General features: G+C 60.9%; 21 protein-coding genes. 14 read left to right on the forward strand and 7 right to left on the reverse strand.

From position 1 onward, the window contains the following. Positions 1 to 41 precede the first annotated feature (41 nt). Together Q0931_RS00645 and Q0931_RS00650 are read right to left on the reverse strand one after the other, a co-directional pair. On the reverse strand, positions 42 to 2,792 hold the full coding sequence (locus Q0931_RS00645; protein ID WP_299256220.1) for an insulinase family protein: 2,751 nt from the start codon (positions 2,790 to 2,792) through the stop codon (positions 42 to 44). Between the two features lie 70 nt (positions 2,793 to 2,862). Beyond that, the gene (locus Q0931_RS00650; RefSeq protein WP_299256221.1) at positions 2,863 to 3,561 is read right to left on the reverse strand and encodes an SOS response-associated peptidase; all 699 of its coding nucleotides are present in this window, start codon (positions 3,559 to 3,561) and stop codon (positions 2,863 to 2,865) included. A 205-nt stretch (positions 3,562 to 3,766) separates the two neighbouring features. On the opposite strand from Q0931_RS00650, the gene Q0931_RS00655 reads away from it, so the two are divergent. Both Q0931_RS00655 and Q0931_RS00660 read left to right on the forward strand, forming a co-directional pair. Further along, complete coding sequence (locus Q0931_RS00655; protein ID WP_299256223.1) at positions 3,767 to 4,381, forward strand: TetR-like C-terminal domain-containing protein; 615 nt, start codon at positions 3,767 to 3,769, stop codon at positions 4,379 to 4,381. Further along, positions 4,378 to 6,330, forward strand: a complete 1,953-nt coding sequence (locus tag Q0931_RS00660; protein ID WP_299256225.1) for an MFS transporter — start codon at positions 4,378 to 4,380, stop codon at positions 6,328 to 6,330. The genes Q0931_RS00655 and Q0931_RS00660 overlap by 4 nt, the downstream gene beginning before the upstream one ends. A 24-nt stretch (positions 6,331 to 6,354) precedes the next feature. Here the strand turns inward: Q0931_RS00660 and Q0931_RS00665 are convergent, their stop codons facing one another. The 5 genes from Q0931_RS00665 to ccsA all read right to left on the reverse strand — a co-directional run bounded on the left by Q0931_RS00665 (position 6,355) and on the right by ccsA (position 11,034). Then, positions 6,355 to 7,671 (reverse strand): sensor histidine kinase, encoded by a 1,317-nt coding sequence (locus Q0931_RS00665; RefSeq protein ID WP_299256227.1) that lies wholly within the window; start codon positions 7,669 to 7,671, stop codon positions 6,355 to 6,357. Further along, on the reverse strand, positions 7,671 to 8,351 hold the full coding sequence (locus tag Q0931_RS00670) for a response regulator transcription factor (protein ID WP_299256229.1): 681 nt from the start codon (positions 8,349 to 8,351) through the stop codon (positions 7,671 to 7,673). Before Q0931_RS00670 ends, Q0931_RS00665 begins: the two co-directional genes overlap by 1 nt. 10 nt (positions 8,352 to 8,361) lie before the next feature. After that, a complete protein-coding gene (locus Q0931_RS00675; RefSeq protein WP_299256231.1) occupies positions 8,362 to 8,592 on the reverse strand; it encodes a peptidase in 231 nt (76 codons plus the stop codon). Positions 8,593 to 8,844: 252 nt separating this feature from the next. Then, positions 8,845 to 10,140 (reverse strand): HlyC/CorC family transporter, encoded by a 1,296-nt coding sequence (locus Q0931_RS00680; protein WP_299256233.1) that lies wholly within the window; start codon positions 10,138 to 10,140, stop codon positions 8,845 to 8,847. Positions 10,141 to 10,239: 99 nt separating this feature from the next. After that, positions 10,240 to 11,034, reverse strand: a complete 795-nt coding sequence (ccsA, locus tag Q0931_RS00685) for a cytochrome c biogenesis protein CcsA (protein WP_299256236.1) — start codon at positions 11,032 to 11,034, stop codon at positions 10,240 to 10,242. A 263-nt stretch (positions 11,035 to 11,297) separates the two neighbouring features. Between ccsA and ffh the strand changes: the two genes are divergently transcribed. The 12 genes from ffh (at position 11,298) to Q0931_RS00745 (ending at position 23,010) form a co-directional block, all read left to right on the forward strand. Continuing rightward, complete coding sequence (gene ffh / locus Q0931_RS00690; protein ID WP_299256238.1) at positions 11,298 to 12,728, forward strand: signal recognition particle protein; 1,431 nt, start codon at positions 11,298 to 11,300, stop codon at positions 12,726 to 12,728. A gap of 221 nt (positions 12,729 to 12,949) precedes the next feature. Next, the gene (gene rpsP, locus Q0931_RS00695) at positions 12,950 to 13,210 is read left to right on the forward strand and encodes a 30S ribosomal protein S16 (protein ID WP_086620704.1); all 261 of its coding nucleotides are present in this window, start codon (positions 12,950 to 12,952) and stop codon (positions 13,208 to 13,210) included. Positions 13,211 to 13,227: 17 nt separating this feature from the next. Beyond that, positions 13,228 to 13,743, forward strand: coding sequence for a ribosome maturation factor RimM (rimM, locus tag Q0931_RS00700; protein ID WP_299256241.1), 516 nt, complete (start codon positions 13,228 to 13,230; stop codon positions 13,741 to 13,743). 32 nt (positions 13,744 to 13,775) lie between these two features. Beyond that, positions 13,776 to 14,567 carry a tRNA (guanosine(37)-N1)-methyltransferase TrmD gene (trmD, locus tag Q0931_RS00705; RefSeq protein WP_299256243.1) on the forward strand — a complete coding sequence of 264 codons (792 nt, stop codon included), beginning with the start codon at positions 13,776 to 13,778 and terminating at the stop codon, positions 14,565 to 14,567. Between the two features lie 119 nt (positions 14,568 to 14,686). After that, positions 14,687 to 15,052, forward strand: coding sequence for a 50S ribosomal protein L19 (gene rplS, locus Q0931_RS00710; protein WP_086620701.1), 366 nt, complete (start codon positions 14,687 to 14,689; stop codon positions 15,050 to 15,052). Between the two features lie 179 nt (positions 15,053 to 15,231). Continuing rightward, on the forward strand, positions 15,232 to 16,119 hold the full coding sequence (xerD, locus tag Q0931_RS00715) for a site-specific tyrosine recombinase XerD (protein WP_299256246.1): 888 nt from the start codon (positions 15,232 to 15,234) through the stop codon (positions 16,117 to 16,119). A gap of 7 nt (positions 16,120 to 16,126) precedes the next feature. Continuing rightward, positions 16,127 to 16,888, forward strand: a complete 762-nt coding sequence (locus tag Q0931_RS00720; protein ID WP_299256248.1) for a DsbC family protein — start codon at positions 16,127 to 16,129, stop codon at positions 16,886 to 16,888. A gap of 116 nt (positions 16,889 to 17,004) precedes the next feature. Then, positions 17,005 to 18,321 (forward strand): homoserine dehydrogenase, encoded by a 1,317-nt coding sequence (locus Q0931_RS00725; protein WP_299256250.1) that lies wholly within the window; start codon positions 17,005 to 17,007, stop codon positions 18,319 to 18,321. 17 nt (positions 18,322 to 18,338) lie between these two features. After that, a complete protein-coding gene (gene thrC, locus Q0931_RS00730) occupies positions 18,339 to 19,736 on the forward strand; it encodes a threonine synthase (RefSeq protein ID WP_299256252.1) in 1,398 nt (465 codons plus the stop codon). Positions 19,737 to 19,780: 44 nt separating this feature from the next. Then, the gene (locus Q0931_RS00735) at positions 19,781 to 20,401 is read left to right on the forward strand and encodes a glutathione S-transferase (RefSeq protein ID WP_299256254.1); all 621 of its coding nucleotides are present in this window, start codon (positions 19,781 to 19,783) and stop codon (positions 20,399 to 20,401) included. A gap of 77 nt (positions 20,402 to 20,478) precedes the next feature. Next, the gene (locus tag Q0931_RS00740; protein ID WP_299256256.1) at positions 20,479 to 22,281 is read left to right on the forward strand and encodes a DHHA1 domain-containing protein; all 1,803 of its coding nucleotides are present in this window, start codon (positions 20,479 to 20,481) and stop codon (positions 22,279 to 22,281) included. Positions 22,282 to 22,395: 114 nt separating this feature from the next. Then, positions 22,396 to 23,010, forward strand: coding sequence for a YitT family protein (locus Q0931_RS00745; protein WP_299256258.1), 615 nt, complete (start codon positions 22,396 to 22,398; stop codon positions 23,008 to 23,010). Positions 23,011 to 23,025: the final 15 nt, after the last annotated feature.

Below are 23,025 nucleotides of genomic sequence, written 5' to 3' on the forward strand. Positions count from 1 at the left end.
AGCGCCCTTTTTTTGACACGCCATGGCGCAGTGCTCAAACGCTATGGGGTGGTGACCAGAAACGGCTGCCAGGGCGCATCCGCTATATTGGCCGCTATCCCGTCATCGGAGCCTGCGACCAGTACCGGACGTGATCGCAGTGCCTGCCAGGCGCTTTGAAGTTCCTCACTTCGCTGCCGCTTGACGGCCTCTGCCAGCTGTTCGCGGCGGTCAAAGCCGGTCCAGCCGTGCGCCAGCTCCTGCCACAGACGGGCGGTGATCTGGCCCAGACGCTGTTCCCGCTCGACAAGACGCTCGGCCACCGCCTGCTGATAGGCGTCGACCTCTGCGTCCTCCATGCCCATGACGGTCTCGTCAAACCCTTCCAGAAACTGATCGATACGCAGCCGCAGGGTCGCCGTGTCGTGATCCGGAGACTGCACCAGCAGTGCCAGCCCGGGCGCTTCGATCAGCGGCTGATAACGTGCTGCAACGACATAGCCCAGCTGCTGCTCGGTTCTGAGTTGATTGAAAAAGGGCGCGCTGATGATCTGACCCAGAATGGCCAGGCGGGCCTGGTCTTCCAGTGTGCGGCCCTCGCCCTGCAGGTAATACAGCATGCCCGAATCTCCGCGCCGACTCTGTGGACGCAGCAATGGCGGCGTGGCGTGCGGGGTCAGCACTTTCAGTTCGGGAATGGCGTCCAGCGTGACCCGGGGCGATAGCCGCGCCTTTAGAGTATCCCCCATCTGTCGAGCGTCGTCGGCGCTGGTATCGCCAACGGCGAGTGCCTGCACGTGCAGTTCACCAAGCCACTGACTGCGAAATTCGTGCAGCGCCTCGAGGGTGATTTTTTCAAGCGCTGCCAGTCGTGACTCGCTGGTCCAGCTCGGCGTGATCAGCGACTGAAGCAGCGCGCGATGGAGCTGTTCGTGCAGGGCCGAGCCGGGTTCATCCTGCCAGCGCCGCTTGAGGCTGCGACTTACGCGCTGAAGATGATGGGTACTCATCTCGCCATGCATGAGCTGTTCAAGCACCTGTACCATCACCAGCTCCTGACGATCTCGCCAGCCTGAAAAGGACAGCGTCATGCCGCGCGCGTGGGCATGGGCGCTCATTCCCTGACCGGCGAGTCGGGCAGGGTATAGCGCATCGGACAGGCTGTCTTCCAGCCAGCGTGCCAGCAGCTCGGTCATGACCATCTGGTGAACACTCTGGCCGGCATGCGGGCTCTGCAGGCTGATGCGCCATTCCACACGCGGTGCTCCAAAGGCGCCCGTGGCATGTAGCCAGAGATCCAGTTCCGGGGTGTCGAGGATGCATCGGGTCTCGGTGGCCCCGTCGTTGATCATGTCCAGATCCCGGGCGATGAAATCATTGGCCTCCGGCAATGCCAGTCCTTCAAGTGCGGTCTCCCTCTGGCCCTGGCAAATGGGCTGATATCGCCATGGCGTGTCAAACCAGGGAGAGCGCAGCTCGCCGGTGACTTCCGGGCCGGTATAAAGGCGCAGCAGGTTGTCGGGCGTCAGGACGTCGAGATAGTCATGAATGCGCCGGTCATCAAAGCCTTCCATCAAAAAGCCGGCCCGGCGTACGTCCTGGAGGGGGTAGCGCGCCATCGCCACCGAGAGCGCTGTGGCCAGCTGCGCAGGCGCCTGGCGTTGCTGAAAGCGAAACTGCTGCTCGACCACGCGGGCCTGCTCGTCATAGCGCCACGACTCAATGCCCCGCTCCCGGATCAGATCAATCCAGGCCATGAGCGCGGCCTGGATCTCTTCCAGATGCTCGCTGCCCTGGGGGGTGAGTTCGATATTGACCATTAACAGGGCGCGACGGCCGTCCCCGCGGGCGCTGCCGGCAGAGAGCCCATCCGCCCATCCGCGCTGTCGAAGGCAGGCCAGCAGGCTGCCGGGCGCTTCATGGCCAATCATGTGTGACAAAAATGAGACCGGCTTGAGCCGATAGTCCTGTTCGGGGTCGGGGATGGGAAAGAGAAAGCGGACCTGGTGCTGCTGATCCAGCGACTGCGTGGCCATGGCCGTGGGCAGCTGCTCATCGAGTATCAGCGGTTGATCGATGGTGCGCCGGGTCAGGCCCCGATCGGGCACCTCGCTGAAGTGTTCCCGAGCCAGGGCCGACAGGGCGTCCAGAGACTGCGGGCCGACCAGGGCCAGTGACATGGTATTGGCATCGTAATGCGCTTCGTGGAAGGCCACGAGGGCATCGCGCAGGGTTTGTTCGGGAAGGTCCCTGAGTGTGTCGAGATTGCCGATGCTGAAATGGTTATAGGGATGTTCCGGGTTGAGTGCCTGACTCAGGGCATCCTCGATGCGTCGGCCGTCGTCCTGCAGGCGTGCCTGATATTCGGCATTAACGGCATGACGCTCGCGCTCGACGTAGGCCTCATCGAGCGTCGGGGCAATAAAAAAGCGACTAAAGCGCGTCAGGGCCGGAGCAAAAGCCTCCGGTGCAATGTCAAAGAAATAGTTGGTGTCACGCGGCGCGGTAAAGGCGTTGTGATGGCCGCCATGGGCGCCCAGAAACTGCTGATAGTCATTCGGGTCAGGGTAGAGGTCGGTGCCCAGAAACAGCATGTGTTCCAGAAAGTGGGCCAGGCCGGGAAAGCGTTCAGGGTTGAACGCACTGCCGGTGGCCACGTTCATGGCCGCACCGGCACGTTCGGCTTTTGCATCATGGACCAGCAGCACCTGCAGACCGCTGTCGAGCGTCAGTGTCTGGTAGTCGGCGCTGTCGCCCGGGCCCGGGATAATGTGGGTGTCCTGTCCATTGCTGGAGGAAGTCTTTGTGGTCATGGGTATCAACGTCGCTCGCGTGATCAGGGCCAGGGTTGCCCTGTGCACTTGAAGGTGTCTTGTGTACCGGCTAGTGCCCGGTGGCGTGAATGGCGCCGCGTGTTGCCGTCAGCATGTGTCCGGTAGGACGTGCACAGTGCCAGTGTTGATTGGCCGGGTCATTGACCAGACGCTCGACCGGAAAGGCGCCGAGCAGGGCAGGCGGTGCCGGTGTGAGCAGGTCACGTGCCTGTGCCAGCGGCGTCTCGGGAGAAAGCCAGGTGGCTGCCTGTTCGGCACTGATGACGGCAGGAAAGCGATCGGTCAGTGGCGTCAGCGGTGCATCAACACCCACGGTGATCAGCGCCATGGAATCGAAGGCCGTTCGGGTATCGGTCATGTATCGACACCAGATGCCTGCCAGCATGAATGGCTCGCGGTCGATCCGGGTGACCAGAAAGGGCTGTTTCTGCCGCGGCAGCTGTTTCCAGATATAGACACCGGACACCGGGATCAGACAGCGCCGGGCGCTGAAGGCTTCGCGAAACATGCGTCTTTCGTCAAGGGATTCAGCGCGTGCGCAGTGAGGCGCGTGGTCAAGGACCTTGAGCCAGGAGGGTGTCATGCCCCAGAAGGCACGGCCCAGATGAATGTGGCCCTGTTCCAGGCGAAGCATCGACAGCCAGTGTCTGGGAGCAAGATTGGGGCTGGCAATGATGGGGCTGTCGATCACGAGGCCGTCGAGAAGCCTGGCGGTATTGAGTGCTTCAATATACAAACGCCCTGCCATGGCAATCTCTCCTGATGACATGAAAATGGTGAAGGATATGAACGCCTTGTTAAGGAAAGCTTTGAAATATCATGTGTCCGTGTATAAGCGTGGTTTACAGCCTGCGTGTTTTCGGCATCGGTAATATCTCTTGCTTTTGAAAACAGGCTGGATATGCTGTATGAAAACAGTGTTCGATCACAAAATATAACAGGCAGGAATTTTCATGGCGCGCCCAAGACAGCATTCACCGGAGGAGCTGCATGCCAGCGTCATGGCGGCATGCGACAGCTGGCTCAAGGATCACCCCATACATGCCCTGTCCCTGCGCTCCATTGCTCGCGATGTCGGCTGTGCGCCCAGTACGCTGCTCAAGCTCTATGGCAGCTTCAACAATCTGCTTCAGTACGTCAACCTTGAAACGCTCGACAGCCTCAAGGGCCACATTGATACCTTTCAGGCCGGCACGCCTGATGAGCGCCTGAGCGCTCTGGCCAGGGCCTATTGGAATTTCGCCCACCGCTATCCCCACCGCTGGCAGCTGCTGTTTGATTATCCGCTTGCCGAAGAAGGGGAGCTCGATACCCGACAGGGACGAATGATCGAGGCGCTTTTCCTGCGGGTCGAGGCCACGCTCAAGGAAGTGCAGCCGCAGATGGCTGACCCTGAAGCCAGTCGTCTGGCGCGCACCCTCTGGGGCAGCGTGCATGGCCTGGTGCAACTGGGGCTCAATCAGCGTCTGGGTTACGGCCAGGGGCAGGCGCTTGAGGTGACCGAGCTGCTGGATCAGCTTTTGCATACCATTCTGGCCGGATTGCGCGCCGGGGGGGCAGGTCATTGAGAAATGTCCTGAACCTGATGCGCAGCCGGTTCTTTGCGCCCTTTTTCTGGACCCAGGCGCTGGGCGCCTTCAACGATAACGTTTTCAAAAACGTTCTGTTGCTGCTGGTGACATTTGTGGCCGTACCCCGTCTGGGCTGGGATGCGGGGTTGGTCAATAATCTGGCAGCGGCGCTTTTCATTCTGCCGTATCTGCTGTTTTCCGCCTGGGGTGGCCAGCTTGCCGACTATCGGGACAAGCGCCAGCTGATCATCGCGCTCAAGTGGCTGGAACTGGCCACCATGACCTGTGCGGCGCTGGCTATCTGGCTGGATGCCTATGCCCTGCTGCTGGGGCTTTTGTTCATGATGGGCACCCAGTCGGCCCTTTTCGGCCCGGTCAAATATGCCATTCTCCCCCAGCACGTACAGCGTACGGAGCTGGTCCAGGCCAATGCCTGGGTCGAGATGGGCACCTTTCTGGCCATTTTGCTCGGCACGCTCGGGGCCGGCATTCTTATGGCGCTCGGGGGCAGCCATGCCCGCGTGCTGATCGGCGCGACGCTGGTCGTGGTCTCCCTGTGCGGGCTGGGCGCGGCCCTTCTGGTCCCATCCGCGCCGGCTCAGTCACGCGGGCAGCTGAAATGGCAGCCCTTTCGAGGGTCCTGGCAGGTGCTGTCGGCTGCCTGGCGGGCGCCCCGCATCTTTCGGGCCCTGATCGGGATCAGCATGTTCTGGTTTCTGGGGGCCTGCTACCTGACCCAGCTGCCGCTCTGGACCAGTCATGTCGTGCACGGGCAGGCCGGGGCAGTGACCATGCTGCTGGCGGCCTTTGCCGTGGGTGTGGGGCTGGGGTCGCTGGTCTGTGCCCGCCTGTCGGCCGGTCGGCTGGAGGTAGGGCTGGTCCCCATCGGGGCCTTTGTACTGGCGCTGGCGGGCTTTGACTTTGCCACACACCCGGCACTGGGCACCGGCATCAATACGCTGGCAGAGCTTATGGGCATGCCGCGCTTTTGGTGGATGCTGCTTGATCTGTCCCTGATCGGGGTCGGGGGGGGGCTCTATATCATTCCGCTTTATACACTGGTACAGATTCGCAGCAGCGATGAGCACCGGGCGCGCATGATTGCCGCCAACAATATTCTCAATGCGCTGTTCATGGTGCTGTCGGCGGCCTTTGGCGCCGTATTGATCGGCGTTTTGGATGTTTCCCTGCACACCTTTTTTGCGGCGCTGGCGGGCATTTCCCTGATCACGGCGCTGGTCTGTGCCGTGCTGCAGGCACGCCCCATGATGCGCATCAGTATCTTTGTATTGGTACACATGTGGTATCGATTGCGTATCCGGGGCATTGAAAATATCCCCGATGAGGGGGCAGCGATTGTGGTCTGCAATCACGTCAGTTTCATGGACGCCCTGGTCATGGGGGGCGCCAGCCCCCGGCCGCTGCGCTTTTTGATGGACAAGCCCATTTATGAGTCGCCCTGGCTCAACTGGTTCTTTCGAATGGCCGGCGCCATTCCGGTAGCCTCCGAGCGCCGGGACCCCAAGGGCATGCGTCGGGCGCTGGATATGGTCAGCAAGGCACTGCAAAACGGAGAGGTGGTCATGCTCTTTCCCGAAGGACGCTTGACCCGCAATGGCCACATGAACGAGTTTCGCCGGGGGATCGATCTGATTCTCAGGCGTGACCCGGTGCCGGTAGTTCCGGCAGCGCTGTCCGGGCTCTGGGGATCGTGGTCGTCGCGCTATGATGGCGTGCCCTTCAAGGGTATGCCCAGACGTTTTCGAGCAAAGGTCTGTCTGAGCTTCGGGGCCCCGGTCGCATCACGGACCGCCACGTGCGGATCACTGCAGGCAAGTGTTGCTGCACTCAAGACCAGTATCGATGCTTACGCCAATAACAAGCCCTTTCGCGCGCCGGACACGCTGACGCAAGACGATGACGCAATGGCGCAGGCACCGCGCTAGAAAGGCAGGGGCGGCGCCAGCGGTTCAGGCCGTCAGCGGGACGGGTAATTCAACGGTCACGGCCAGCCCGCCCAGATTGCTCTCACCGAGATGAATCTTCCCGCCGTGGTGATGGACAATCTGTTCCACGATGCCCAACCCCAGACCGTGTCCGGTAACCTGCTCATCCAGACGCGTGCCACGACCCATCACCCGGCTTCGCTGGTCCAGCGGAATGCCGGGCCCGTCATCCTCGACCAGCATCATGAACCGACCCTCCTGACAGGACATGGTCAGCCGGGCCAGGCCATGGGCCCACTTGCCGGCGTTATCCAGAAGGTTCCCCAGAATTTCCAGCAGCTCATCACGATCCCAGGGCAGGGGCGGCAGGGGTGCGCTTTCATTGATGAAGGCGACATTGGTGTGAATCTCGCGAAGCGTGTCCAGCAGAGGCTGAACATCGCTGTCAGGCTGAAAGCGGGCCGCCGCGGAGACTTCACCGGTATCCAGTCGAGCGCGTTGAAGCTCCTTCTCTACAAGGCGGTGAATGTCATCCAGACGGGCCTGCAGTGACCTGCGTAGATCAGGAAACTGCTCGAGTTCACGACGTGCCAGCTGGGTTTCCATCACGGACAAGGGCGTTTTAAGTGCATGACCCAGATTGGCAATGCCGTCGCGAGAGCGATTGAGTACGCGCTCGATGCGCTCCAGCTGATGGTTGAGCTCTTCAACAAAGGGGGCTATTTCATCCGGTACCCGGGTTTCCAGCGCCATGCGCTTGCCTTCATGCAGCTGCGCCAGTTCGCGCTGTAATTTTTCCAGCGGCATGAGTCCCAGGCGAATCACGCGGCGTTGAATAAACACCAATAAAATCGCCATGACGCCCCCAAGGCCCCAGATGCACAGTCGCAGCCAGTCCAGACGTCGGGTCACGGTGCTGTAATCCAGCGCCGTGGTAATGGTGAAATGATGCTGGCCGCGATGGTATTGACCCGTCCAGGCCAGCAGGGATTGATTCTCGGGGCCTTCCCGAATCTGGGCCGTATCGCCTTCGACCGGCTTGAGACGATGATCCCAGAGGGAGCGGGAGCGCAAATGGATGGTATCATCGATATCGATGACAAAATACTGTCCCGAATAGACCTGGTTGAAGGAAGCGCGCAGGCGCAGTGGATCGATTCGGACCTGATCATTCCGATCCACCGGCAGGGTTGCCAGGCTTTCGGCATCTTCGCGCAGCCGTTCGGTCAGGTAGTCACGCAAAACGTAGTCAAACAGCGCCACGCTGCCGTGGGCCAGCAACAGCATGACCACCAGCACCGAGGCCAACAGGCCCAGATCGAGACGACGTGTCAGTGACATCAGGCGACGACGCTGTCACCGCCGAAACGATAGCCCTGGCCCCGCTGAGTAATGATCACGCCACGACCCAGTTTCTGGCGCAGGTGATTGATGTGCACCTCGACCACGTTGGGGTTGCGGTCATGTTCACTGTCGTAAAGGTGATCGAGCAGGCGGTCCTTGGCGATGACATGCTCGGGATGCAGCATGAGGTAGCGCAGAATCGCAAATTCGGCGCGAGTCAGATTGATTGGCGTTTCATTGGAAGTACGCCATGCACTCTGACCGTTTTCATCCAGCACGACACCGGCCACCGAGATGGTCGGGGAGGGGCGCTGACCGTGACGGCGGCGTACCAGTGCCTGAAGACGCAGAATCAACTCATCAGGATGAAAGGGTTTGGGCAGATAGTCATCGGCACCGGCACGCAGTCCGGTAATGCGCTCACTCCAGCTGGAGCGGGCCGTTAGAATCAGAATGGGTGTGTCCAGCCCGTCGGCGCGCCACTGTTCCAGCAGCGTCAGGCCAGGACGGCCGGGCAAACCCAGATCAAGAATGATGATGTCAAAGGGTTCGCTGGTGGCCATGACCGCAGCGTCACGACCATCCGTGCACCAGTCAACGGCGTAGCCGTTCTGGGTAAACAGGGCAGTCAGTTCGTCCGCAAGCGGGACATTGTCTTCAATCAGTAGCAGCCGCATGGTTACCCCTCTAATCTTCTTCCAGATCCAGGTGCCTGCCGGTCACGGCATCAAATCGAAGCGCCCTGATTTGCCCATCATGATCGAGCATGTCGATCTCGTAAACATAACGTTGGTTGACACAATCGAGCTTGGCTTCAAGCAGCTTGCCGCTGCGATACTCGCGTGCCTTCTCAAGAATGGCCGGAAATGGCTCTATATGGCCATTCTCGGTCATCTGCAGTACTTCATCCTGAGACACGTCCTGACCTTCTTCGGGACAGGCGCATGCCGCTGCAGTAAGCGCCGGAAGTATCATCAGGCAGCAAAGGACAAACAGACGCAGTCGAAGGCTATCCATGAGTATCATGTTGACCTGTTGCACATAAACCGTGCGAGAAAGTGAGCGATATCATCATGTGTTCCCGGAGCGACCATCATGGATATCGCGCAACTTAACAAAACAGGCTTAATTCAATCCCAAAAGCGCCCTCGCACCATGCTCCTTCACTGGTCACTGGCGAGCATCACCGGCGCGCGCCGTACGTCTCTGGGTCTGCCAGCAGCGCGTTGACGTGATCAGGTTTTCCTTGATTTCGAGAATTTCGAGGCGAACCGGGCCGATTTCCAGGCTGGCCGGAGCATCGGGGAAGGATTCCAGATACTCCAGAATCAATCCGTTGAGCGTCTTGGGCCCGCTGGTCGGCAGCTGCCAGCCCAGGACCTTGTTGATCTCACGGATGTTGGCGGTGCCATCAATGATATAGCTGCCGTCATCCTGCTGATGAATTTCCTGATGCGTATCGGCAATATCGGTGGTGAATTCGCCAACGATCTCTTCGAGGATATCCTCGAGTGTCACCAGCCCCTGCACATCACCATATTCATCGACCACGATGCCGATGCGGCGCTTTTGCTGCTGAAAGTTGAGCAACTGGGTGTGCAGCGGTGTGGATTCCGGCACGAAATAGGGCTCGCGCGCCTCCTGCACGATGGAAGCCTTGCTGACATTGGGCTGGGACATGATGCGTGCGGCGTTGCGCAGATGCAGGATGCCGATAATGTTGTTGATGTCGCCCTTGTAGACCGGCACTCGCGTGTGCTGACTGGTACGAATCTCCGAAAGCAGCGCGTCCAGGTCGTCCTCGAGATTGAGCCCGACCACCTCATGACGCGGCACCATGATGTCGTTGACGGTGACATTTTCCAGATCAAGGATCGACAGCAGCATGGTTTGGTGACGACGCGGGATCATGGTGCCCGCCTCATGTACGACCGTGCGCAGTTCGTCGCGGGTCAGGTGAGCGGCGCTGCCATCGATTTCGCGGATGCCGGCCAGGCGCAGCAAACCGTTGGAAATGCCGTTGACCAGCCAGACCAGCGGATAAAGAACGCGCAGCAGGGGCTCGAGAATCAGCGAGGCAGGAAAGGCGATCTTTTCAGGCCGCAGGGCCGCCATCGTCTTGGGCGTGACTTCTGCAAAGATCAGCACGACCAGGGTCAGAATGGCCGTCGAGATGGCCGGGCCGGAAACGTCACCAAAAAAGTGAATGGCAATGATGGTGCCGATCGAGGCGGCCAGGTTGTTGACGAAATTATTGCCGATCAGGATGACACCGATCAGCCGGTCCGGGCGCGATAGCATGCGCAGCACCCGCCTGGCGGACTTGTGTCCCGTATTGGCCTGATGCTTCAACCGGTAGCGGTTGATGGACATCATGCCGGTTTCCGAGCTCGAGAAAAAAGCAGACAGGATAATGAGCAGCACGAGCAGGGCAAACATCAGCCCCAGGGGAGTGTCATCGCTCAAGGTCGGTGGATCCTCGGAATCGGTTATCGGTCGTTTTTAGGAATTTGTGACATGGGTGTCAAGGCGGCATTGGCAGGAACTGCCTGAATGCAGCCCGGCCTAACCATGCAGCAACTGTACGATCAGCCTGGTGCCGAAATAGGCCAGTATCAACACGATGACGGCGCCCAGCGTCCAGCGAATGGCCCACAGACCGCGCCAGCCGCGCTGATAGCGCCCCCAGAGAAGGATGGAAAAAAGCACCCAGGCCAGCAGGGACAACACGGTCTTGTGCACCAGATGCTGGGCAAACAGGTCGTTGATGAACAAAAAGCCGCTGATAATCGAGGCCGTCAGAAAGACCATGCCATAGATAATCAGCTCGAACATCAGTCGTTCCATGGTCGTCAGCGGCGGCAGGACCTGAATGATGCCCCGAAGATGATTGTGCTTGAGCGCGTGCGTCTGCACAGCCAGCAGTACGGCCTGGCCTGCGGCCATGATCAAGAGCGCATAGGCCAGCACCGATGTGGCGATGTGCGTCAGCATCCCGGGCGTGAAGCCATATTCAATGCTGGACTCCGGAAAGCCGACGGCACCGATCACGCTCAGGGCTGCAAGCGGGTAAAGGCCCACGGCGGCCGGCATCAGCGGCTTTTTGATGCTGGCCAGCAACAGCAGGGTGGCAATCAGGAAAAAGACCAGCGAGACCGTCTCGGAAATCCCCAGATGCAGCCCTTCATGCGCGCGCAGGGTGGTATAGACCACAATGCCGTGGCCGATCACGGCCAGCGCGCTGGCGGCATTGACAAGCCCCTGACGCAGGGGCAGGCGCCGGGTCAGGGACAGCATCTGGCGACAGGCGGCGGTGCAATAAAACACAACTGCCACAAGGGCAGAAAAAAGCGTGAGCATCGTTATGTGACAATCCGTATGGAAATCGCGAACCCGGCGTGCGCGTCGTGATGCAGATCACGGGGTTTGACTACTATACCGGGAGCCAACCTTGATCGAAACCGGGCATCACCGGGGTATCGTACCCTCCTTGCAGCACGAATCCTTGTCAGGCTGGTGCATGGTAGTCCTCTGAACCGTTATAATGTGCACCAACATTTTCCGGTCTCGGCATGGGCGCCTCTTACGTTTCTGCCGCCGCCGCTGCACCATCGGAGAAGCTCATGTTTGATAACCTGACAGATCGTCTCTCCCATACGCTCAGATCCGTGACCGGACAGGCACGACTGACCGAGGAGAACATCAAGGATACCCTGCGCGAAGTCCGTCGCGCACTGCTGGAAGCCGACGTTTCGCTGGCCGTGGTCAAGGACTTTGTCGAGCGCGTACGCGTGCGCGCCGTGGGTCAGGAAGTATCCAAAAGCCTTTCGCCGGGCCAGCAGTTCGTCAAGATCGTCCAGCAGGAGCTGGAAGCCACCATGGGCGAGGGCAATGTGCCGCTCGAGCTCAAGCAGACCCCTTCCATCATTTTGATGGCCGGTCTGCAGGGGGCGGGCAAGACCACGTCCGTTGCCAAGCTGGCCCGCTTTTTGCGCGAGCGTGAAAAAAAGAAGGTGCTGGTCGTCTCGGCGGACGTCTATCGCCCTGCCGCCATTGACCAGCTTGAAACGCTGGCCCATGAAGTGGGTGTCGAATTCTTCCCCTCGACCAGCGAGCAGCAGCCGGTCGCGATCGCTGAAGCGGCCATTCGTCATGCCCGCATCCAGTTCTTTGACGTGGTGCTGGTCGATACCGCCGGTCGCCTGCATATCGACGAGACCATGATGGGCGAGATTCGCGATCTTCATCGCGCCATTTCGCCGCAGGAAACGCTGTTCGTGGTTGACGCCATGACCGGCCAGGACGCTGCCAACACAGCGCAGGCCTTCCATGAAGCGCTGCCGCTGACCGGCGTGATCCTGACCAAGGCCGATGGTGACTCCCGCGGCGGTGCCGCGCTCTCGGTGCGTCATATCACCGGCAAGCCGATCAAGTTCATGGGCATGGGGGAGAAGACCGATGCCCTTGAACCCTTCTACCCGGACCGCGTGGCGTCACGCATTCTGGGCATGGGGGACGTGCTCAGCCTGATCGAGGAGGCCGAGCGCAAGGTCGATCGCGACAAGGCCGATCAGCTCTCCAAAAAGATCAAGAAGGGCGAAAGCTTCGATCTCGAGGACTTCCGTGACCAGCTCCAGCAGCTCAAGAACATGGGCGGCATGGGCAGTCTGCTCGAAAAGCTGCCCGGCATGGGGCAGATGGCCGAGATGGCGCAGGGCCAGGCCAGCGAGAAGGAGTTCGGCAAGCTCGAGTCGATGATCAACTCCATGACGCCGAAGGAGCGCCGCAAGCCCGATATCATCAACGGCTCGCGCAAGCGTCGCATCTGTGCCGGTTCCGGGACGACCGTGCCGGACCTCAACCGTCTGCTCAAGCAGCACAAGCAGATGCAGAAGATGATGAAAAAGATGGGCAAAAAGGGCGGCATGCAGAAGATGATGCGTGGTATGAGCTCCATGATGGGCGGCGGTGGCATGGGCGGCCCCGGCGGCGGTATGGGGGGCATGGGCGGCCCCGGCGGCATGGGCGGCTCGGGCGGTTTCCCGCGTCGCTGAGGAGTGCCCGATTTCGCTTGCAGGGGAACTGCATTTATGCAGTTCCCAAGCCTTGAAATTTCCCGTAGAATACCGCGTCTTCGAGAAGCGGCGCGCCTGCGCATGGTGTTTTCCGGAAGGTTTTTCCGTAGACGCAATGTGGTCAGGACGATGCGCGCAACATGTTTACGGCCTCGTCGTGCTTAATTGAGTGCGACGTTATTCCAACTGAAGGACTTTAAATGGTTACCATTCGTCTGGCACGTGGTGGCGCCAAGAAGCGTCCCTTTTATCACCTGCATGTGACCGATTCGCGCGTCAAGCGTGATGGCCGTTATCTGGAGCAGGTGGGCTTTTTCAACCCGATCGCCCGTGGTCAGCAGGAGCGTCTGCGTATCGATCTCGAGCGCATCGAGCACTGGCAGGCCCAGGGCGCGCAGCTCTCTGACCGCGTCGCCGAGCTGGTGCGTTTTGCGCGCAAGCAGCAAACCGCTTCCGCCTGATACATTCTGGAATCGGTATGACGCAGTCGCCTGAGCAGTACGTCGTCATGGGGAAGCTGACCAGCCCCTATGGCGTAAAAGGGTGGCTTCGCGTGTATTCGTGGACCAGCCCCATGGAGGGTATCCTCGCCTACGATACCTGGCTGATCGAGCACAATGGGCAGCGAACGCCCATGACCCTGCTCAACGGTCAGCGTCACGGCAAGGGACTGGTGGTTCGCCTTGATGGTGTTGATTCACGAGAAGCCGCCGAGCGTGTCGCGGGGGCTACCATCTGGCTCAAGGCCGATGAGCTGCCGGCACTGGCAGACGATGAGTACTACTGGTATCAGCTGGAAGGACTCAACGTTCATACGGTCGACGGTGTTGCACTGGGGCGGGTCGAATATCTTTTTGAAACCGGTGCCAACGACGTTCTGGTGGTTCGGGGTGAAGACCGCGAGCGCCTGATTCCATTTTTGCCGGATGACGTCGTCATGCGGGTTGACCTTGAAGGCGGTCTCATGACCGTCAACTGGGATCCCGATTTTTGATGAATGTTTCCCCTTCAGGCGAGTAATGGGCCGTGTGGATTGGAGTGGTATCGCTGTTTCCGGAAATGTTTGATGCCGTAACACGCTATGGTGTTACCGGGCGCGCCGTCGAACGCGGCCTGATGCGCATCGACTGCTGGAATCCGCGAGACTACGCTCTGGATCGCCATCGCAGCGTGGATGATCGTCCCTATGGGGGCGGCCCCGGCATGCTGATGAAGGTCGATACGCTGCGTAGTGCCATCGCCGAGGCCAGACGTCACGGTGAGCAGCAGGCGGACAGTGATGATGGTGAGCCGGTAAAGGTGATCTATCTCTCTCCGCAGGGGAAAAAGCTGGATCAGGCCGGCGTCAGGCAACTGGCTTCCAGCAAAAGACTGGTGCTGGTGGCCGGGCGGTACGAAGGCATCGATGAACGCGTCATTGATCTTGATATCGATGAAGAGTGGTCCATCGGTGACTATGTGCTCAGCGGCGGTGAGCTGCCGGCCATGGTACTGTGTGATGCCATGGCGCGGCTGGTCCCGGGTGTACTGGGGCATCAGGCGTCTGCTGAAGAAGACTCCTTCAGTGCCGGTCTGCTGGACTGTCCGCACTACACGCGTCCGGAAGAGGTCGATGGACGACGTGTACCGGAAGTACTGCTGGGAGGTCATCACGGCGAGATTCGTCGGTGGCGCCTCAAGCAGTCGCTAGGGCGGACATGGCAGCGTCGGCCGGAACTGCTGCAGGAGATGACACTCGACCGCGAACAGCGTCAACTGTTGGACGAGTTCATCGACGAACACGCATTGGTGGATGCCGATGCGGCGGTGCGGGATTAAAGGGCCATCGCTCGAATAATGCCGCGTCACCCACGAATCGACCCCGCGCATGTCGCCGGGATCAAGGACGCCGGTGTTGCAGACACTGCGACCGGGTCCAGTCACATTGGAGAAATGTCATGAGCAGCAAAAACCTGATTATCCAGGCGCTTGAAAACGAGCAGCTGGACAGGGAAATCCCGAATTTCGGCCCCGGCGACACTGTCGTGGTACAGGTCAAGGTCGTGGAAGGCAGTCGTGAGCGTCTGCAGGCGTTTGAAGGCGTTGTCATCGGCAAGCGTAACCGCGGCCTGAACTCGGCCTTCACCGTGCGCAAGATCTCTCACGGTGTTGGCGTTGAGCGTACCTTCCAGACCTACAGCCGTCAGGTCGACAGCATTGAAGTGCGTCGTCGTGGTGACGTTCGTCAGGCGAAGCTTTACTACCTGCGCGATCGCAGCGGCAAGTCTGCACGCATCAAGGAAAAGCTCGCCAAGAAGTCCTGAGCCTTTCCGTGACTGCCCGATGTCATCGGGCAGTTTCCCAAAGACCCCGCACCATGCATCATGGGCGGGGTCTTTGTCTGTCTGAAAACGGTCTGTCTGGAACTGGTCTGTGCAAAATGGGAACGGGCGCCCCGTAAAGGCCTGCCCGAATCACGGTCGTGTTTTCATGAGAAACTGTCATGTCCAGCCAGCTGATTGATGCCTTTCTTGATGCGCTATGGCTTGAACGCGGTGCCAGCATGCACACGCTGGATGCCTATCGATGTGATCTGATGCACTGGCAGCGCTATCTGTCCCGTCACGACATGAGCCTGTTGGCGCCGAATAGTCAGACCTATCAGAACCTGATCGATGAGCGGCGTCGGGAGGGTTATCAGGCGCGTTCCGATGCCCGATTGACCTCCAGCCTGCGCCGCTTTTATCGCTGGGCGCTGGTCACCGGCCAGATCCACAGTGATCCGCTGGCCGATATTGTGGCACCTCGGGCCAGTGCCGGTCTGCCGGGGACACTGGAAGAAGAAGAGGTCGAGCGTCTGCTCGGCGCGCCGGATGTGACCACCCCGCTGGGACTGCGCGATCGCGCCATGCTGGAGGTGCTCTACAGCTGCGGGCTGCGTGTTTCCGAGCTGGTCGGGTTACGGGTAGACAGCATCAACCTGCGTCAGGGCGTGGTGCGGGTGCTGGGCAAGGGCGACGCCGAGCGGCTGGTGCCGATGGGGGAGCCTGCCATCGAGTGGCTGGAACGCTATCTGCGCGAAGGGCGCGGTGAGCTGATGACAGACATTACCCGGGCGCCCCTGTTTCCCGGGCGCAGCAATGGTTTCATGATGCGACAGACCTTCTGGTATCGCATCAAGCACCATGCCACCAGAGCGGGAATTGATGCATCGCTATCACCACATACCCTGCGCCACGCCTTTGCCACCCACCTGCTTAATCACGGTGCCAATCTGCGCGTGCTGCAGGAACTTCTCGGTCATCGTGACCTCTCTACCACACAGATTTACACTCGAGTGGCTCAGGCGCGCCTTGAAGCCATTCATGCCAAACACCACCCAAGGGGCTGAATCACCCATGTCCATGTTGTCTGCTTTCTCCTTTCGCTCGCTTTTGACTGGTGTGCTGCTGGTCAGCGCCGTGGTGGCCCAGAGCGCACAGGCCGAGAATACCGATGTGCCCAGAGATCTGGCTGATCATCTGGTCGTCAATGGCCAGTCGATGCCGGTGCGCACGGTAGAAGCTTCACCCCTGCCGGGTCTTTATGAGGTCCAGCTGGAAGGCGGCCAGACCCTCTACAGCGATCGGGACGGCAAGTATCTGCTGGTCGGCGATCTTTACCGTAATGACAGCGGGCAGATGGTCAATCTGACCGAGCAGAAACAGCAGCAGCATCGCGTGGCACTGCTCAAGCAGATACCCGATGAGGATATGGTCATCTTTCGCCCCGCCGGTGAGGTCAAGACTGTCATCAATGTCTTTACCGATACCACCTGCCCGTACTGCCGCAAGTTTCATGAAGAGGTGCCCGAGCTCAACAAGCGTGGCGTCGAAGTCCGCTATCTGGCCTTTCCGCGTGCCGGCATGAATGGTGAGGGTGCGCGTGAGCTCGGTCAGGTCTGGTGCAGTGACAATCGCAGCGAGGCGATGACGACGGCCATGAAGGGCAAGAAGCTCAAGGGCACGTCCAGCTGTGACACCCCCATTGAGGCGCAGTTTGCACTGGGCAAGCAGATGGCCATTCAGGGCACGCCCGCGCTGATTCTGCCTGATGGTCGCATGATCCCGGGCTATGTGCCGGTGGATCGACTGGTCGGTATGCTGGGCCTGGAGAATTAACCCCAGGGCATTCATGGAAGGCGTGCGGGGCGTTACACTGCTTCTCCTCCCGGTGTCTGACAGCGCCGGGACAACAGTCATGCAGCGTTGAAATCAGTAGACCAGGGGGCAAGACGGTGGAACCGGTAAAGGTAGGCATTTGCGGACTGGGGACCGTGGGCAGCGGCACGTTCAATGTATTGGTGCGTAATGCCCAGGATATTGAACGCCGCGCCGGTCGCGCCATCGTGGTGGAACAGATCGGCGCGCGGCGTGATAGTCCGCAGGTGGATCTGACCGGGATCAACGTCACCCGCGACGTGTTCGAAGTAGCCCGCAATCCGGACATCGATGTGGTGGTCGAGCTGATCGGCGGCTACGACGTGGCCCGCGAGCTGGTGCTGGAAGCCATTCGCCACGGCAAGCACGTCGTCACCGCCAACAAGGCCCTGATCGCCGTACACGGCAACGAAATCTTTCGCGCGGCAGCCGAGCAGGGCGTCATTGTCGCCTTTGAAGCGGCCGTGGCCGGCGGCATTCCGGTCATCAAATCCCTGCGCGAAGGGCTCGGTGCCAATCGCATTCAGTGGGTGGCCGGTATCATCAACGGGACCGGCAACTATATCCTGACCCATATGCGTGACGAGGGCCGGGCGTTCGAAGACGTGCTGGCCGAAGCCCAGGCACTGGGCTATGCCGAGGCCGATCCGACCTTTGATGTCGAAGGCATTGATGCGGCCCACAAGCTGACCATTCTGGCCTCGATCGCCTATGGTGTGCCGCTGCAGTTCGAGCGCGCCTATACCGAAGGCATCTCGCGGATCACCTTTGATGATGTGAAGCAGGCCGATGCGCTGGGCTACATCATCAAGCATCTTGGCATCTCAAAGCGCACCGATGACGGCATCGAACTGCGGGTGCATCCGGCGCTTATCCCTAAAGAGCGCCTGCTGGCCAATGTGCACGGGGTCAAGAATGCCATCGAAGTGATGGGCGACGCCGTGGGGCCGACACTCTACTACGGCGCCGGGGCCGGCGCCGAGCCGACCGCCTCGGCGGTAGTGGCCGACCTGCTGGACGTGGCACGCGACATGGCCACCCACCATGACTATCGCACCCCCTATCTAGCCTTCAGCGGCATCGTGGAAGGTGATGAAAGCCTGCCGATTCTGCCGATGGAGAATATCGTCACGGCCTACTACCTGCGCCTGCTGGCAGTGGACCGGCCCGGCGTTCTGGCCCGTGTGGCCACCATTCTGGCCGAGCAGGGGGTGAGCATCGAGGCCCTGATCCAGAAGGAGGCCACCGAAGGCGAGCTGGTGCCGATCATCATCACCACCCACCGCACCCGCGAGGCCAACATGAATGAAGCGATCCGCCAGCTTGAAGCCCTGGCTGACATCGCCGGGCCGGTAACCCGCATTCGCATCGAACACCTTGACGAAAACGTCTGATCAGGGGCGCACAGACCATGCGTTACATCAGTACGCGCGGGAACGCTCCTGCGCTGAATTTTGAAGAAGCGGTACTGACCGGGCTGGCCCCCGACGGCGGCCTTTACGTGCCGGAAACGCTGCCGCAGTTTTCTTGTGAAGAGATCGCGGCCATGGCCGGGCAGCCCTATACCGAAGTGGCCTTTAGGGTCATGAAGCCCTTTGTCGGCGGTGAGATCGATGATGACACCCTGCGCGGCATCATCAATGACAGCTATGCCACCTTCAAGCACGACGCCGTGGTGCCGCTCAAGCAGCTCTCCCACAATCACTGGCTAATGGAGCTGTTTCACGGGCCGACGCTGGCATTCAAGGACGTCGCGCTGCAGCTGCTGGGTCGCCTTCTGGATTACTTTCTCAAAAAGCGTGACGAGAAGGCGGTCATCATGGGGGCCACCTCCGGTGATACCGGCTCGGCGGCCATCGAAGGCTGCCGCCACTGCGACAACCTCGACATTTTTATTCTGCACCCCTATCAGCGCGTCTCTGCTGTGCAGCGTCGCCAGATGACCACGGTGCTGGCCGACAACGTCCACAACATCGCCATCGAAGGCAATTTCGATGATGCCCAGGCGATCGTCAAGGCCAGTTTCGCCGATCAGGGCTTTCTCAACGGCACCCGACTGATCGCGGTCAACTCGATCAACTGGGCGCGCATCATGGCGCAGATCGTCTATTACTTCGCCTCGGGTGTGGCGCTGGGCGCGCCGCATCGCGAGGTGAGCTTCACGGTGCCGTCGGCCAATTTCGGCAACCTGTTTGCCGGCTATACCGCCAGCCGCATGGGGCTGCCGGTCAAGCAGTTCGTGATTGCCACCAATGCCAACGACATCCTGCACCGGACGCTGGCCGACAACGATTTCTCCAAACGCGAGCTAGCCGCCACGCTCGCGCCCTCGATGGACATCGTGGTGTCTTCCAACTTCGAGCGTCTGCTCTTTGATGCCTACGACCGCGAGGGTGATCGCGTCCGTGCGCTGCTGGAGTGCTTCCAGCAGGAGCCCACGGCGCTGGCCGATGCACCGCTGGCCAGGCTGCGCGAGAAGTTCGGTAGCCATCGCGTGGATGATGACACCATCCTCGAGGTGATTCGCGACGCCTTCGAGCGCACCGGCGAGCTGCTCGATCCGCACACCGCGACCGGCTATCGCGCCGCTGAAGTGGCGCGCAGTGATGCCACCACGCCGATGATTACACTGGCCACGGCCCACCCGGCCAAGTTCGAGGACGCCGTGGTCAGGGCCGGTTTTGAAGGGGCAGCGCTGCCGGAGTCCATGAGTGATCTGATGGAACGCGAAGAACGCTACGACGTGCTGCCGGCCAACGCCCGGGACGTTCAGCGTTTTGTCGCCGAGCATCGGGTGGCCAGCAGCTGATCAAACGGACAGGCGTTGCCTGCATCACGGAGTGAGGAGGGGACATGCTGAAGGTATGGGGCCGAGCCAACTCGAGCAATGTCAAAAAGGTGCTCTGGTGCGCCGATGAGCTTGGGCTTGAGGTCGAGCGTATCGATGCCGGTGGCGAATTCGGCATCGTGGATAACCCCGACTACCGGGCGCTCAATCCCAATGGCCTGGTTCCCTGCCTTCAGGACGGGGCGCTGGTGCTGTGGGAATCCAATGCCATCGTGCGCTATCTGATGGCGCAGTACGGCGAAGAACCACTGGCCGCCCATGACCCCGCTCGACGTGCCGAGGCGGACAAGTGGATGGACTGGGCCACCTCGACCTTCGCTGCGCCCTCCAGGGATGTCTTCTGGAATACCGTACGGTTATTGCCGGATCAGCGCGACAATGCGATCAGGGACCGCGGCATTGGCGAATGCACGAGGCTGCTGTCGCGTGTGGACAACGTGCTGGCCGACCAGCCCTGGCTTTCCGGCGAGTCGCTGGGCATGGGTGATATCCCGCTGGGCTGCATGATGTATGCCTGGTTTGAAATGCCCATCGAGCGTCAGGCACTGGTGCATCTCGAGCGCTGGTATCAGCGCCTCACCGAGCGCGCCGCCTTTCAGCGCCAGGTCATGACGCCGCTGAACTGACCATGCTGAACGATCCATCAACAGGGCTGCGCCGGCATCATTGATGCCGGCGCAGCCTTTGAGTTTTCGGAGCCCCTGTGGATAACGCGAGCCCTTCCCTGAAAACGCTGCTGGACAAGAAAATCCTGCAGCGTCCCTGTCACGAAGGCCTCTACCGTGAGGCGCTCGATGCCGGCCTGACCGAGCTGCAGGCGCGGATTCTGGCCGGGCGTCTCAAGGACCCGCGCGCCCCGGTGTCGGCACTGATCGCGCCGGCCCTGCGCTATATCGAACATCCCGAGAAGCTGTGTGATGCGACCCGCGGTGCCGAGCGGATCGCACGGGCCGTCATCAAGGGGGAACATATCGGCATCATCACCGACTATGACGTCGACGGGATTACCTCCCATGTGGTGATCCTGCGAACGCTGGTCGAGCTGTTCGGCGTGCCGCGCGAACGGCTTCACAGCCTCATCGGCCACCGCATCAATGACGGCTACGGCATCAGCAGCGCCCTGGTGGACAAGACGCTGGCGCTCACGCCGCGCCCGTCGCTCATCATCAGCGCCGATTGCGGCTCCAGTGACGAACCGCGGCTGGCGTGTCTGAAGGCAGCCGGTATCGATGTGGTGGTGACCGACCACCATGCCCTGCCCGTGGAAGGGCCGCCGGCGTCGGCGTTTGCGGTGGTCAATCCGTCGCGCGCCGACTGCGACTACCCCGATGCCACCATCGCCGGCTGCATGGTGTGCTGGCTGTTGATGTCGCTGACCCGGTCGCATCTGATCGAGGCCGGCCGGCTGGCCCTGGATACCCCCAAGCTTTCGCCCTGGCTTGCCTATGTGGCGCTGGGCACGGTGGCCGACTGCGTGTCGCTGGGCGATAGCGCCATCAATCGCGCCGTGGTAACGCTCGGGCTCAAGCTGATCAACCGCATGGAGGCGCCCTGCTGGCGGATGATGGCCGAGCGGCTGGGGCCGGACAGCACGCCCTTTGATGCCGAGACGCTCGCCTTTCAGATGGGGCCGCGCATCAACGCCCGCTCGCGGCTGGATGACCCCTATGCGGCGCTGCACTTCATGCTGGCCGAGGATGACGCCAGCGCGCGGCGCTATCTCAACGTGCTCGATGATGACAATCAGTCGCGCAAGGCCATTGAAGCCGACATGGCCGAACAGGCCCGCGCCATGGCCCATCAGCAGCTGGAGCAGGGCGCGCGCGTGCTGGTGGTCCATCTGGCCGATGGGCATCCCGGCGTGCAGGGCATTGTGGCCTCGCGGCTGGTGCAGGCCTTCGGGCGTCCGGCGGTGGTGCTGACCCAGGCGCCTGATCCTGACATGCTGACCGGCTCCGGGCGTTCGGTGGAGGGCGTGCATCTGCGCGATGCCCTTCAGCGGGCTTTCGAGCTGGCACCCGAGGCGCTGCCACGCTTTGGCGGCCACAGCGGAGCGGCCGGGGTCGGCGTTCCTGTCAGCCAGCTGGAGGCCTTTCATCATGCGCTGGTCACGGCCATCGATGAGCAGCTGGGGGGCCGCGAGCTCTATCCGCTGATTCTCAGTGACGGCGCCCTTGATCCCGAGCAGCTGGCACTGCCGATTCTCGACGAGCTCGAGGCGCTGGCCCCCTATGGTCGCGAGTTCGAGGCGCCGCTTTTTGAAGGGCATTTCGTGGTCGATCAGGCGCGTCTGGTCGGCAGCGAAGGCAACCATCTGATGATGACGCTGGATGCCGGCAGCCAGCTGGTCCGCGCGATCTGGTTTCGCGCCGTCACGCCGGGCGAGAACATGCCGGTGGCGGTCGGGGAGGAGATACGCTGCGCCTTTCGCCTGTCGCGCAATCGTTATCGCGGCCGGGAAAGCCTGCAACTGATGATCGAGCACGCCACGTCGCCCTCCGAATAGGGCGCGGCCCCTCGACGCCTGCGCGTGGGCTGTCGATAATATCCCGAGGCGTCACAAGCGCCGTGACCAACGCGCTGCCTATCCGGCGGGCATACAACAATAAGGATATTATCGATGGATGCATCATTGAGCCGACATCGCCTGCATGAAGATGTCATGGCCATCATGCTGGGGTCTGCCTGCGCCGCCCTGGGGATCGGGCTGTATGAACATGCCCAGATTCTGATCGGCAGCACCGCCGGCATTGCGCTGCTGATTACCTACAGCACCGGCTGGGACTTCGGCCCGGTCTTTTTCGTGGTGAACCTGCCGTTTTACTGGCTCGCCTGGCAGCGGGTCGGTCATCAGTTTGCGCTCAAGACCTTTGCCGCCATTGGCCTGCTGTCGCTGATCAGCTGGCAGATGCCGCGCTGGATCGATATCGGTGAGATATCACCGCTGTTTGCCGCGCTCATGGGGGGCAGCCTGATCGGCCTGGGGGCGCTGGCCCTCTTTCGCCATCGCGGCAGTCTGGGCGGTTTCAACATTCTCGCCTTGTATCTGCAGGACCGCCGCGGCTGGAGTGCCGGCAAGGTTCAGCTCGCCCTCGACGGTCTGGTCATGCTTTTGGCCTTTTTCGTGCTGCCGCCGGCCAACGTGATCTACTCCATCATCGGGGCCACGGTACTGGGGGTCATTTTGACCCTCAACCACCGTCCCGGGCGCTACACCGGCACCAGCAGCAATTAGGCGCCAGATCATGAT

Source organism: uncultured Kushneria sp. (assembly GCF_947497025.1).
GTDB lineage: Bacteria > Pseudomonadota > Gammaproteobacteria > Pseudomonadales > Halomonadaceae > Kushneria.